The 14,036-nt window shown below is 58.2% G+C and carries 9 protein-coding genes; 7 read left to right on the top strand and 2 right to left on the bottom strand.

Going from position 1 to position 14,036, the window contains the following annotated elements; translation table 11 throughout:
* Positions 1–268 precede the first annotated feature (268 nt).
* The 3 genes from P3T25_RS17170 to wbaP all read left to right on the top strand — a co-directional run bounded on the left by P3T25_RS17170 (position 269) and on the right by wbaP (position 4,688).
* Positions 269–1,756 carry a lipopolysaccharide biosynthesis protein gene (locus tag P3T25_RS17170; protein ID WP_154559474.1) on the top strand — a complete coding sequence of 496 codons (1,488 nt, stop codon included), beginning with the start codon at positions 269–271 and terminating at the stop codon, positions 1,754–1,756.
* 184 nt (positions 1,757–1,940) lie between these two features.
* Positions 1,941–3,161: a glycosyltransferase family 4 protein gene (locus P3T25_RS17165; RefSeq protein ID WP_154559472.1), complete on the top strand. Its 1,221-nt coding sequence runs from the start codon at positions 1,941–1,943 to the stop codon at positions 3,159–3,161.
* A 45-nt stretch (positions 3,162–3,206) separates the two neighbouring features.
* Positions 3,207–4,688, top strand: coding sequence for an undecaprenyl-phosphate galactose phosphotransferase WbaP (wbaP, locus tag P3T25_RS17160; protein WP_266239599.1), 1,482 nt, complete (start codon positions 3,207–3,209; stop codon positions 4,686–4,688).
* A gap of 52 nt (positions 4,689–4,740) precedes the next feature.
* On the opposite strand, the gene P3T25_RS17155 is transcribed toward wbaP, so the two are convergent.
* A complete protein-coding gene (locus tag P3T25_RS17155; RefSeq protein WP_429358476.1) occupies positions 4,741–6,402 on the bottom strand; it encodes a beta-glucosidase in 1,662 nt (553 codons plus the stop codon).
* A 480-nt stretch (positions 6,403–6,882) separates the two neighbouring features.
* Here P3T25_RS17155 and P3T25_RS17150 point away from each other — a divergent pair, with 480 nt between their 5' ends.
* From P3T25_RS17150 to P3T25_RS17135, 4 genes are all read left to right on the top strand, one after another.
* Entirely contained in the window at positions 6,883–8,040 is a 1,158-nt protein-coding gene (locus P3T25_RS17150; protein ID WP_266260677.1) for a glycosyltransferase family 4 protein, read from the top strand.
* Positions 8,041–8,176: 136 nt separating this feature from the next.
* Positions 8,177–9,349 carry a glycosyltransferase family 4 protein gene (locus P3T25_RS17145; protein ID WP_429358475.1) on the top strand — a complete coding sequence of 391 codons (1,173 nt, stop codon included), beginning with the start codon at positions 8,177–8,179 and terminating at the stop codon, positions 9,347–9,349.
* A gap of 215 nt (positions 9,350–9,564) precedes the next feature.
* Positions 9,565–10,800, top strand: coding sequence for a flippase (locus P3T25_RS17140; RefSeq protein ID WP_429358474.1), 1,236 nt, complete (start codon positions 9,565–9,567; stop codon positions 10,798–10,800).
* Positions 10,801–10,836: 36 nt separating this feature from the next.
* On the top strand, positions 10,837–11,982 hold the full coding sequence (locus tag P3T25_RS17135; protein WP_154559466.1) for a hypothetical protein: 1,146 nt from the start codon (positions 10,837–10,839) through the stop codon (positions 11,980–11,982).
* 158 nt (positions 11,983–12,140) lie between these two features.
* On the opposite strand, the gene P3T25_RS17130 is transcribed toward P3T25_RS17135, so the two are convergent.
* Positions 12,141–13,880, bottom strand: coding sequence for a PQQ-binding-like beta-propeller repeat protein (locus P3T25_RS17130; protein WP_429358473.1), 1,740 nt, complete (start codon positions 13,878–13,880; stop codon positions 12,141–12,143).
* Positions 13,881–14,036 lie beyond the last annotated feature (156 nt).

Genomic DNA, 14,036 nt, shown 5'->3' with positions numbered 1-14,036 from the left:
GTCGCGCGGAATAATGGGTTGACAGTCATAGTGTGACATACGGCTCGGGCCGGGCATTTTTGAAAGAACTGCCAATATTCGCCGCTATTCGACGAATAGCCCGTGGTCTGCGATCGGGCGGTGGCCGGTTACGATTCGGCATCCGAACCACTTTGTAGTGATCCTGATGCGGAGTCGCCGGAAGGGGCTGTGTTCGCATTCGCACATTGCTCATGATTTGGGGCGGCTACAGTCACTGCGCAATGTATTCCCTCCTCCTCTTACGACGATGCTTAGACGCAGCCTGCTCGCCAACTATGCTGGCCAGATTGCTACCGTTGCGCTCGGCATCGTCATGGTGCCGGCGTACGTTCGATATCTTGGCGTCGAAGCGTATGGTCTGATCGCGCTCAATGCCGCGTTGCAAGCGTGGGTGCAGATATTGGATCTTGGACTTTCGCCCACATTGTGTCGCGAACTTGCGCGCGCGCAGGATGAAGCATCAAGGAAGGAGGCGAGTGTCCTCCTGCAGTCACTCGAAAAATTCGTGGCGGCCATGTGCACGCTGCTCTTCGTGCTTTCTTTGCTGGTGGCACCGTTCTTTGCGAAAGACTGGTTGCACGCGGCGGGGTTGCCTGCGCACGAAATCGAAAGCGCGTTTGTCTTGATGGTTTTAACCGCTTCGTCGCGTTGGCTTTCTTCGGTCTATCGAGCAGGCATGGTGGGCATAGACAGGCAAGCCACGCTCAACGGAGTGGTTGTGGGCTTTGCCGTCATCCGGGCTGCGCTCGTTGTTCCCGTCATCGCGAGGTGGCCGCAAATCGACGTTTTTTTCCTGTGGCAACTGGGCGCAATTGCCGGCGAAAGTCTGGTCATGCGATTGCTGCTTGCCCGCGTGATAAAAGCGCCGCTACTCACGCGAACGTTTTCGCGCGCCGCATTATCGGCGCGCGCAAGATTGTCACTGTCCATCGCGTTCTCCGCGCTCGTGTGGGCGACCACCACGCAGATCGACAAGGTCATTCTGTCGAAGGTTCTGTCTCTGCAAGCATTCGGCGTATTTAGCATGGCCACGCTTCTCGCCAGCGGTATCCTGCTGCTGGCCAATCCGGTCCAGCAGGCGTTTATTCCGCGCTTTGCCGCCAACGGCGTGGGCGATAGCCGGAACATCATACCGAGCTATCTGCTCGCGAGCGAGATCACGATGATCGTGGTCATTCCTGCTGCAATGATCTTTGCGATAGCGCCTGACCTCGTTCTCAGGCTGTGGTCAGCGAGCGCGCCCTCGACGCCGGAAGCCTGGCGTGTCCTGCAGTGCTATGCGATCGGTAACGCATGTTCCGCTATTGCGGAGTTGGCTTTCCTCGTGCAATGCGCGCAAGGAAATCTGTCCCTGCAGATCAAGGGTAACGTCGCATTCCTGGTGATTCTCGTACCGGCCGTTTTCCTGGGTTCGCTCAACAATGGGGCAGTCGGCGTGGCTTACGCGTGGCTTGCGTTAGGTCTGTTCCGGGTGCTCGTCTGGGTCAGTATCGTGCACCGCAAATTCCTGCCAGGAATCAACGTGAGGTGGTACAGGGATATGGTCGCGCGCACTGTGGCGACGGGATTAGTAGGCTTCGCATTTCACTACACAACCCTGCTTCGCGCATCTAGAACTCAGATTTTCGTTTTCCTTCTCCTCATGTGGCTGTCAATGATGGTGGCCGCCGTGGCTGTCTCACCGATCTCGCAACGCAAAGCGCGCAGTCTCGCCGGGCGTCTCGTCTTCAACTGAACGCGTTGCATGTTCTCTTCGACGTGATCGTCGGTGACGTCGCAAATTCATCGTTCAGCCGGAAGGCCTTCTGTGCGAATCCGAACCGAAGGGTAGCAAGGTGCCGCCTAGGATCGGCAGTAATGGCGCACTGCGGCATGACCGCGCCACGGTTGCTGAACCGTTCAATCATGGAGGTATCGCGATGCGGGTTGCAATTGTTCATGAATGGTTAGTGACATTTGGCGGGTCCGAACGCGTGGTTGAACAGATGCTCGAATGCTTTCCTGAAGCCGACGTCTTTAGCTTGATCGACTTCATGGATGATCGTGCTTTTTTGAAAGGGAAGAGGGCGACGACCTCGTTCGTGCAAAAGCTGCCGTTCGCCAAACGCAAGTACCGTAACTATTTGCCGCTCTTTCCGCTAGCGATCGAGCAGTTTGACCTGTCTGCTTACGATCTCGTTCTTTCAAGTTCGCATGCCGTTGCGAAGGGCGTGTTGGTAGGACCCGATCAACTTCATATCAGCTATGTTCATTCGCCCATCCGCTATGCGTGGGATCTGCAGCATCAGTACCTGACGGAAGCGAATCTGCTGAAGGGCTTTCGTTCGTTGTTCGCGCGCGTCGCGCTGCACTACATACGCACGTGGGACGTGCGTACGGCGAACGGAGTCGATACGTTCGTTGCCAATTCGGACTTTATTGCGCGCCGTGTTAATCGTGTTTACCGCCGCGATGCGACAGTCGTTTACCCCCCGGTAGACACCGAGGCTTTCGAGTTAGGCACGCACAAGGAGTCGTTTTACGTCACGGTCTCCAGAATGGTGCCGTACAAAAAGGTGGATCTGGTAGTGGAGGCCTTTTCGGCCATGCCTGAACGTTCGCTGGTGGTGATCGGGGACGGTCCCGATATGGAAAAGATCCGTTCCAAGGCGGGACCCAACGTCGTAATCCTGGGGCATCAGCCCTTCCCCGTCCTCAGGGACTACCTGCAGCGTGCGCGGGCATTTGTATTCGCTGCAGAGGAAGACTTCGGCATCTCGATTGTGGAGGCACAGGCATGCGGCACCCCTGTGATTGCGTTCGGTAAGGGCGGGGCGTGTGAAACGGTGATCGACGACACACAGCCGCAGCCGACGGGTGTGTTCTTCGACGAGCAGACAGTCGAATCAGTGCAAGCTGCGGTACGCAGATTTGAAGCGAGCGCCGATCAATTTTTGCCCGACAGTTGTCGCGCCAATGCGGAGCGGTTTTCCGAGGCGGCTTTTCGTCGGGGGTTCCTGGCAGTCGTCCTGAAGGCCATGGAATCGCACCGGAATTCTCGCGTCTGGCGCAAGCTCCGTGCGTCAATTCGACCGCCGGTGTGCGCCATGGCAGTCGAAGAAGAACCGGCGGAGTTTGGCGTGACTTCGCTTCCATCCTAATCGGTCTGGAAGGTCTGCCGGCTGCTCAACACGAGGAAATGCCAAGTGAACTCAACCATCAGAATCGAATACGCATCACTGCCTGAACTGGGCGTCACTCCATTTCCTGCCCTGACGAATAAAGTCGCACTGGCGGCCGCGGACATTGTTGGCTTTACTGTGGCACTCCTGGTGACGAATCGCGTGCTGGGCAGCTTTGTCGCCGAGTCGCAGAAGAGCGTGTGGTCGATCTTTTCACATCAGCCCATGCTGATCTACCTGGCGCTAGCCTGTATTGGAACCGTGTGGTTCTGGGCGAGGTTGCGGCACTACTCCTGTCGCAGGCCCATGTGGCGTGAGCTCCAGGAGATTTTCCGGATGTTGATCGTGCTCGCGGTCATTCATCTGGCGCTTACCGCGCTGGCCAAAGGTACGTTTTCGCGCGGATGGTGGGCCTTGACCTGGAGCGGCGCCCTGATCTGCGTGCCCGTGTTCCGATCGGTGACAAAGCGCGCACTCGACTGGGCAAACCTGTGGAAAAGGCCAACGCTCATTGTCGGGTGTGGGGAAAGCGCGTTGGAAGCCAGGCGGGCACTGTCGAACCAGTCGTTTCTGGGTGTGGACGTGATCGCCTATGTCGCGCCGGACGCCCAGGCCGCGGTGGACAAAGAGGCGATCTTTGTCTCGGACGCCCCCATTCTGCAGGGCATTACCCCCGCGACGTTCAGATCGTTGCCTGGCATACAGGTTGTGATAGCGCTGGAGCACGATCACCGCGCTTTGCGCGATATGTGGGTTCGTGGACTCACGAAGTACGGCATTCGCGACGTCACTGTGATGGCATCAATGCGTGGCGTGCCGTTATGCGGTACCGACATATCGTACTTCTTCGGCCACGAAGTGATGATGTTGCGCGTGCAAAACAACCTCGCGCGTTTTTCGGCCAGAGTTCTCAAGCGGAGCTTCGACGTCGTGGTGGGAGGATTTCTGTTACTCATGCTGCTGCCCATCTTCGCGATCATTGCGGCCCTGGTGGCCAAGGACGGTAGTTCCGCGTTTTTTGGGCACACGCGTATCGGACAAAACGGCAAAAAGTTCAACTGCTACAAATTCCGTTCGATGGTGCCTGATGCCGAGAAGGTGCTGAAGGAATTGCTCGAACGCGATCCAGTCGCAAGGGCCGAATGGGAGAAGGATTTCAAACTGAAGGACGATGTCCGGATCACGTCAATTGGTGCGCTACTGCGCAAAACAAGCCTCGACGAATTGCCGCAGTTGTGGAACGTGCTGCGCGGGGATATGAGCCTTGTGGGACCGCGCCCGGTAATCGAAAAGGAGATCGTCCGGTACGGAGAGGAATCCGCTTACTATTTCCTGGCAAAGCCGGGCATGACGGGTCTCTGGCAGGTGAGCGGTCGCAATGATACGGATTACGCGCGGCGCGTTTTCCTGGATGCGTGGTATGTGAAAAACTGGTCGCTTTGGTACGACATCATGATCATGTTGAAGACGGTCGCCGTGGTGATCCGGCGCGACGGCGCATACTGATCGACGGGATGCGGATACCGGCGCCGGCTACTCGGACCGACGACACCGTAGGTTACTGTCTATCTGCAATGAGGTAACGGGGCATCGGGCCCACTCGCCAGTCGAAGCTTTGTGCGGTGATCGTTACAGGCGTATCGACACCTTGCCAGTCGCGCTGAACATATCTTCCGGCCGGCAGGTGTAAGGAGGCCGTACTTTCCTTGCCATCGGTGGTCCAGCCGACGACGACTGGATCATCGGTTCCGTACTGATACGCCTTGACGCTCTCCGCGTCGACTAGCGCCTTTGCCCAGTTACGCTTGCCGACCGTGCTGCTCAATACCGAAGCAGCGACGAACGCCGGTTTGGGCGTCAAATCGTGGTGCAGCAAGCCAAAGTTGTGCTCGATGTTGTTGACGTCGGTGCCATCGTCGACAAAGTCGTACCAAAACACCACCTTGACCGTGCCATAGCGCCGCGACAGCAAATAGGTGCGCACGAGATTGGACGCCTGCGTTGCTTCATCTTGCCCCGGGTCTTTAGGATTCACAGGCCAGCCTAACTCCGTCACCCAAATCTGTAGTGGTCGCCCATCTGCTTTCACATTGTCTGCAGTCAGTCGTTTCAGGTAGGGCCACACCGTTGGAATGCTCACGAAATCGATCGGCGCGCCCGTGGCTCGATAGCCTCTCTCTGGCGTATTGGGCGGCATATAGGGATGTACGCTAAAGCCGTCCTGGTCGTTCAGCCCTCCGCCCTTCATCAATCCAACAATGCAATCACCCCCCGGGCCGCCGCCCGAGCCGCCGCCGCCGCAGGAAATCACGGATGCGTCCGGACTTCGTTGCTTGATGGCGCCGAACGTGTCCTTCAAAAGGGCAAGGTAGGTGGGGTAGTTGATCTTGCCGAAATCCGGCTCGTTCCAAACCTCCCAATGCTTAACCGTCCTACCGTACCGGGCGACCACAGCATCAACGTATCGGGCAAACCGCGCCCGGGCCTCGGGTGACTGCGGAAAGTTCGATTGCGAAAAGAGCGCCGGGTAAGCAACCGGGTTACCGTAGTCGAGAACGACTAAAGGCGAAATGCCGAACTGGGCACATGCGGCAAGGTACGTATCGAAACGCGCGGGAAAGTTAAAGCGTCCTGGCGTTCGTTCGATTGCCTCCCAATAGAGTTCGTCTCGAATCCACGAGAACCCGGCCTGCTTGACGAGCGGCAACAGTACCGAAGGCGGCGGTGTGCCGCCCTGAGCAAAATGGGTGACGACACCGAAGTCGGAAGGCCCCACTTCGTCGCGTTTCGTGACGACGGCCAGCGTGGTCGCTGTCTTGTCGAGCGTTTCTCCATCTGGTGATTTGAAGGTCGCGTCGACGCGGAACAAACCAGAGCGCGGTACGGCTATGCTGACGTCGATCGCCTTGCCTCCCGGTATTTCGCTGATGGCTTTCTGGTACGTGGTGAGCGCAGCCGGCATCAATTTGCCGTTGCTGTCATAGGGGAACACGCTAACCGTTAACTTTGCCTGGCGCATATCGTCCGGCGTCGCGACGACGAACCGGACGATCTTCTTTCCGTTTATCGGCATGACTAGCGAGCCCGGCGGACTAGCGAGGCGTATCTGAAACTGAGCATATGAGGCGCTCGAGAAAGCCAGAAAAAAGAATGCGGACAGCGTAGTGCGCCGGAGTAGGGATGGTTTTAAAAGGCTTCGATGGAGGTGAATCGTCAGCATGGGATCATCCTCGTTGAATCGCTCGTGGAAATAGCCCGTTCGGTTCGACGAGCAAAGATGCAGGTGCTGAGAGGCCACGCGGGACGCCGCTTTTTCTGGGCAACAGGCCAGACCAAAATAGGGTGCCCGGCTCCACTCATCAGTACGGAATCGAACTTTCAAAGCTGTCGGCGGCGCGCTTACGTTTGCCGCCGGGCCTTGTGTGTGAAACCGTACTGAGGGAGCTTCCCGCGAGATTGCTTAATGCAGCCTTGGGATGGCTGGCGACCGGCTTCGGCACCCGCACCGTCTGGCACGCCGGAATGGTGCGACAAATCGGCAGGCGACGTAATTCGAACGTCGCGGGCGAAACCTGGGCGCACGGCGCTGCGGTCTCAGGATCATCTGGGGAGATATCTGATGGACGAGTTTGCGGAGCGATCCAACACTCATCGGAAAGTTGTTTCCGTTCAGACGGCGACGCCAACCGACGCTGGCGCGATGCAAAGTCGCAACTGGCCGGTACCGTTTGCGGGGTTTGCAATTAACGGCAAATTCGCATCGCAGCGGATCACTGGCGTGCAACGCGTTGGCTATGAACTGGCGATGGCGTTTCAGCGGCTGTTTCCCGAGGACACCGACCTCCCGTTGCTACTTCCCGTTGACGCGCGCACGGACGTCGCGCTGCCGAAAGCAAAAACGGTCGGGCGCTGGTTGAAGGGTTCTTCGTGGGAGCAACTTGCGCTGCCGTTCGCGACCGGCGGGCGAACACTGCTTAGCCTCTGCAACATGGGGCCGTTGTTCGCACGTCGTCAGGTGGTCATGATGCATGACGTGGCAGTCTACGATTTGCCGGAAAACTATTCCTGGAAGTTCAGACTCTGGTATCGCTTCGCGTTTTCAATCTTGAAGCACAGCGCCAGTCACATCGTGACGGTGTCGGAATTCTCGAAGAAACGAATCATGGCGCGTCTCGGGATAGACGCGTCGCGTATTTCGGTCGTCTGGAATGGCGTGGACCATTTCGACAGAATCGCGGCGGACAAGTTGATTTTGTCACGGCTGAATCTACAGCACGACGGTTATGTCCTCGTGGTCGGCAATCTGTCAGTAGGAAAAAACCTTGCCCGTGTGCTTGCCGCAATCGAGCGCCTGAGTGAGCGTCACGACTGGAAGTTTGTGGTTGTCGGCGGGTGCGATTTGCGGATCTTCAATCCTAAAGCCAAGGTGGGCTACGACCTCTCGGAGAACATCGTCGCCGCCGGCTTCGTATCGGACGGTGAGTTGCGTGCGCTGTATGAAAATGCAGCCTGTTTTGTGTTTCCCTCGCTTTATGAAGGCTTCGGCTTGCCGCCGCTCGAGGCGATGTTGTGCGGTTGTCCGGTGGTTGTATCGCGAGAAGCCTCGCTGCCGGAAATATGCGGCGATGCCGCGGTCTATTGCGACGCGCGCTCTGTCGAAGACATCGCCGACAAAGTGGCGCAGTTGATGGGCGACGCAGCGCTACGCGACGTCTGGCGCGCACGCGGCAGAGAGCATGCGCGCCAGTTCCGGTGGGAGCGCTCCGCACGTCAGTTGCTGGATGTTCTCGAGCAACAGCTCGGGGCGGGCGGGGCCGCTCGCCCGGTCTGCGCACCTCCCGTCGCATCAAGGTTTTGACTTGTTACGCTTGCCTGGTAGCCAGGGATCAGAACCGCAACCTGAGCCTCGGTGCGATTCCGAACATAGCGTTTCATATGCCACCAAGTACTCTTGCTTGGTGGAGCGCACCGCGCTTGCTTGACAAGAGGCAGGCATGCAGCAATACAGAGTCTTGGTTATCAACGATTTCGAGCAAAAGGGCGGGGCGGAGGTCGTCTATCGGCAGTCCGCTGACCTTCTACGCGCAATGTCCGGCGTGGAAGTGGAATGCTTTGACGTCAGTCGATTCCAGGGGAGTTTGTCGTTGCTATCCAGATCGTGGAACCTGGCGGCCGCGCGCGCGCTCAAGCAAACTCTTGGCGCCTTCCGGCCGGATAGGATTCTTGTCCACAACTACCACAATGCTTTATCAGCATCGGTACTCGGCGTGATCGCTCGACATAAGCGAGAGTTAGGTTACGCCGCGTATATGACATGTCACGATTTTCATCTTATCTATTACAACCCGACGCTGCACTACATGGTGAACGGCAATATCGAGCATTTGACGCTCGACGCGTTGCAAACGGGGCATGTCTTGATGTTGCGCGTCAGCGCAAAAGGCGCACTCCATGACATCTTTTCGAAAGCCTACTGGCATACAGTGCGCGCGGTGTACAAGCCAGAGCGCATCTTCGATCGGATAATTTGTCCAAGTGATTTCATGCAGGAGGCTTTGCATCGCAGAGGGATCGACAACACGGTGGTCCTTTACAACCCCTCGGTCGTCGGTGTGACGAACAAGCCGGTGAGCGTGCGCGATCGGGAGCGCTTCAGCCTTGCATTTGTCGGACGCGTTGTACGCGAGAAGGGTCTCGCGGAATTTATCGCGCTCGCGAGCTCGATCGATTTTGCGCGTATCGAGCGCATAGGTGTTTTCGGCGACGGTGCCGACCGCGAAGAGATCGAGCAACGATATGCGCCGCTGATCGAGTCGGGAAAGCTTGTTTTCTTCGGCAGCCTGCCGCAGGACCGGTTGTTCTCGGAACTGCGACGTTTTGCCGATGCGATCGTCCTGCCCTCAGTGGGGGTGGAAGTCGCACCGCTTGTCATTGTCGAGGCGGCGATGCTGGGGTTGCCCACGCTGATCCGGGAGGGTGCCCATCGGTTGGATTTTGGCAATGCCGTCGGCAGCAAGATAACGTATCGCGATGACCCTGAAAGTCTTCGAGCGGCGCTTGATGGGCTTGCCGCGCATCTCGCTACGCCGGAGCGGCGTTACGACGTTAGCCCATTTTTGCCCCAGTGCTATGCGGAGCGGCTGGCACATATCATGCGGATGACATAGACCCAGACACGGACCGCCGGCAGCACGCATGGCAGGCGGTTTCCATGGGTGACGGTGGTCGAAAACTATTTAGCATATCAAAGCGTAGAAAAGTCGATCGGGCAACTGCTCTGTGGTGGATGCGCGCGTAACTCGCGCACCATCTCCTCCTGCATTCAGAGAATCGGTGAATAACCACGGACTGACCCACTATGGCGCACGGAATATTGCGGAACATGCTGGCCCTGTCGGTCTTGCAAGTGGCGAATATGGTGCTGCCGCTCGCGACGTTACCGTATCTGTTCCGCGTGCTGGGTCCCAACCACTTTGGCGCCTACGTTTTTGCTCAGGCGGTGGTGACCTATCTGGTCCTGCTGGCCGACTACGGCTTTAACTGGTCAGCTACGGGCGAGATTGCAAGGGTGCAGAACGACCGCGACGCTGTTTCGAGAATTTTCTGGAAAACGCAGGTGGCCAAAACGCTGGTAGCGTGCGTTGGCCTTGCGCTTCTGGTACTTGGCGTTTTGCTGGTGCCGAAGTTCATTGAGATTCGGCCCATCATGTTTGCGACCTTTCCGTTGGTGATCGGCACCGTGTTATTTCCGCAATGGCTCTTCCAGGGTTTGGAGCGGATGTCCTTTGTCACCATATCAACGTTGAGCGCACGCTTGCTTGTCATACCCGCTACCTACCTCCTCGTCCACTCGCCCGACGACACGTGGCGAGCGGCGCTCATCGCATCAATGAGCACCGTCGTCGCCGGGCTGATCTCACTGACGCTGATCGCGCGCATGAGATTGATCTCGTTCTGGCTTCCGGGCGTAAGCGATGTCATCGGAGCCTTCAGGGACGGATGGCACGTGTTCATGGCGACCGCTGCAATCAGTCTTTATACGACGACGAACAGCGTGTTGCTCGGATTTCTGGCAGGCAACGTAACGCTAGGTTACTTTGGTGCCGCCGACAAGATTCGCAACGTGGCGCAGTCCCTGATCGCGCCGCTCAGCAACGCCATGTATCCGCGCGTCAATGCACTGTTTGCCGAGGACACCGTGAAGGCCTATGCGCTCGTGCGCAAGGCGCTTTACGCGATGAGCACAATCATGTTCGCCGTATCGGTGATGCTCTGGGCGCTTGCTCCATGGATCGTTCGCATTGGTATGGGACCTCAATATGCGCCGGTGGTCGACGTTCTACGGTGGATGGCGTTTGTGCCGTGGATGGTGGCGCTAAACAACGTGCTTGGGCTCCAGATGATGCTACCGCTCGGCATGAAGAAAAAATTCAGCGAGATCCTGCTGGGATCCGGTGTGTTCAACATCGCGCTGTTGGTGCCGCTTTCGATTCGTTTTGGGGCGCAAGGCGCAGCGATGTCGATACTTGCGACAGAAGCGCTTGTCACCGGCTGCATGGCGCTTTACCTGGTTAAGAAAAGAGTTCCGATTTTCCTGGCAAGGGCATCGACTGATTAATGCCAAATGCACGAGTTTGTTAAAAGGAGTTGACGCATGAACACATCGCATCCAGACGTTGAGGCACGCAGAATGGCTGTAGTGATACTTGCGTGTCGCGACTATGCGGCGCTCGAGCTGGCGCTTGCGAGTCAAATGGCCTACCGACCGCCGGGTGTGCCGTTCTACGTGCTGCAGAATTGCCGCGGCGGGTACGACGCCGAGCGCACCCTCGGTGTGGCCCGGCGCTACGAAAGACTGTTTCCCGGTGTCGTCAACGTCGTCGACGACATCGTACCAGGGGACCCCTATCGGTCGATCAGGAAGTTACTGTCCAAACCGGAGTTCGAAAACATCGACCTGGTTTGCAAGGTCGACGACGATGCATTTCCGATTGCGCATCAATGGCTCGACCAGATGGTCGAGGCCTATGACAGCGCTGAGCGGGGAAATGGCCGGAAGCTGGCGTACGTGACGCCGCTCATCAATAACAACGCATGGGGTTTTCCTCAGCTGCTGAAGGCGATGAATCTGGAGCAGGAGTACTTTGCCACGCAGGCGCATCCGCATTTCGTCGGTTCGGGCAGCAGCGGGCGCTTTCCGCTGCGGATCATTCCGGCGGAGCAGATCGAGACCGGTACGAACGGCACCATATGGGGCTATCCGCACATCGCGCGCTGGCTGCACGAGCGCACCACCCTTCAGCCTGACGCATTCATCGCTGCGACGCAATCGCTGGAGCAGTGCGATGTGCCATCGCAATCTCGCTATTCGATCGGCTGCATCCTGTTTCGCAAGTCGCTGTGGAATGCGATCGACGACGGGGGCCGCGATGACGAGCATATGATGCACATGCATTGCGAACGCAACGATCTCCGTATCGTCTGCGTGCGCCGCGTACCGTTTGTCCATCTTGCGTACTTCACGCAGCGCGAGGAGAACCGCGACATCGTGGACACGGCGCTCGCGCTCTATGGTCCGCGGCTTGCGCACCCGTTTCCTCTAGTGCTCTACGCTGATCGTGAGCGGGAAAATGAGGCGCGATTGCGCTGGCTTGAAGATCGATTGAATGCACCGGCCGCGCCCAGGCCGGAGTGGCTTGGGAAGCTTACGCCGAAACGGATAAAAGGTGCCGTGCGGCGGCGCCTGGTTTGGCTTTGGCCGGCGCGCAGCGCGCGTGGCGTGCCAGGGGAGCTGAGATAATCGGGCGCGAAGGCATTTTTGAAATTGGGGGGCTGAGTAGATCCGGCTTTAGCGATAGCGGGAGAGACGCAAGGGAAAGAAGACGGGTGGATGACGAGGGCTGCCCGAGACGCGCGCGTGAGTTGACGTGCACGGCTTGCCCCGGGCAGCTTGATCAGTTAAAGGCCATAGGCATGAACCACATGGTCGCTGCCCGCGACGAAGACCTGCCCGTTCACGACCGACGGCGATGAGAAGTTACCCTCGCCGGATTGAACTGGCGTGTAGTGGTCGTGGAAAAGTATGGCTCCGGTTGTCGCGTTGAATGCATACACATCGTTGCCCATCCCGTCGGCGTAGTAGACCACACCGTTTGCGGCGACCGGCGGAATAGCCGGATTGAAGTTGGGGCTGTTGATGCCGACTTGCGTCTGCCACACAGGTTTGGGGGTGACGGAACAGGTGCTACCGATGGACAGTGCAATGAGCCCGTGTTTATATAAAGTCCCCGAATCGGAGGGAGACACGACGTAAAGCTGATTGAGCACCGGGTCGAACGCAGGCATGCCTATGTTGCTGCCGTCGTTCGAACTCTGGGCAATCGTCAACGTTTGAATGGGACCCGCCTGCTGAATGGTGGCCCGGTTATAAATGAACAGAGGGCCCGACTTGTTGTAGGCAGCGAGCATCGTCGGGCAGTTGGGACGCTGGAACAGCAATGCCGTAGCGCCGAAGTCGATGTCTGCGTTGGGCGAGGGAGTCAGTGGCGAGTTCGACGCGGCCACCGCCAGGGTTGGGGTGAGCTTCACGACGTGTTCGGCGAACCCTGCGTTTTCGGGAGTGGCGAATGCGTTGCCCGTCAGTGCATAGACGACTGTACCGTCAGGTGGAATCGATACGCCCCCAAAGCCCCATATGCCGCCCCCGTTCGGTCCGGTTGCCCCGGTGGGGAACCAGCGTTGCAGAATGGCGGCTGGGTTGGTGGTCGAGGCGCGGATAACCTGTCCGTGGTACGGCTGCGTATCGCAGGGGTCACCGGCCGTCGCAACGTATATTGAGGAACCGTCGGGACTGAGCGTCAAACCGCCGTACACCATCGTTAGCGGAGAAGCATTCGCCGCGTCGAGGAGAGGCAAGTTGAAGCCCGGGAGATCCACGCCGGTCGCCATATCGTACGCATGCAAGTAACCTTTCCCGCTCGCGACGAACAGGCGGTTGTTGGCATGGTCGATTACGGGCGTCCCCTGCACACCAATCTTGCCTTGGAATAGCCCGCTACAGCCCTGCGACAGAATTGCCTGAGGGATGGGGGCACTCTTCCAGATGGTGGCCCCCGTCGTGGCATTCAGCGCCCACGTTGTGTTTCCCTCCGTCGCAACATAGACGATATCGGTCGGAACGTTGTTGATCAACACGCCGGTAGCCAAAACCGGCTGAGTCAGGATGGCGCCGTCAAGAACAGGGGACGCCCAGTGTTGTTTCAGCGTGCTCACGTTGGTCGCGTTCAGCACCGTCTCGACAGGGTTATACCCGGTCCGCTGCCTGTTCATGCCATACGTCGGCCAGTCGGTTGCTGCAAAGGTCGCGGCGGTGGAGGCTCCCGGTGTCCGGGCCAACGTAGCAGCGGTTGCCAGTTCGGGAGCCTGGAATGGCGTATCGGCGGCCGGCCCGCTATCGTCGCGGAATCGATTCGGATTGACCGTGTTTCCGCCGTTCTGTTTGTCTATCTGCGATCCGTCGAGCGCGCTGGCGGGCGCGACGTGCGGTCCGTTGCCGAACGGGTGGAGGCCATGAGGGAACGGGAACGGTACCTTTGCTGCCGCCGCTGCGGCTGCCGCAACATCCGGCGCGAGCGCTGCTGCTGGTGCTGCGTTCGAGCTTTGCGCCTGTACGCCTGAACCGGCCATGCCGGTGAGCATCAAAGCGGCAACAAGTCGAGCAGCGTTGATTATGCTTAGTGCGTTAGCCATAAATCCACCTCCTGAACTTCAAGTTATTGCAATGTTGAGAAGTCCGCAAACAGGCGACTTCTAACCACGATTTACGACAAGGACGCGCGTTGCAATCGTGAAATC

It is taken from the genome of Paraburkholderia sp. GAS32 (genome assembly GCF_050434225.1).
Lineage (GTDB): Bacteria > Pseudomonadota > Gammaproteobacteria > Burkholderiales > Burkholderiaceae > Paraburkholderia > Paraburkholderia madseniana.
Note: the sequence above shows the minus strand (reverse complement) of the source record. Positions and strands in the feature narration are given on the sequence as shown.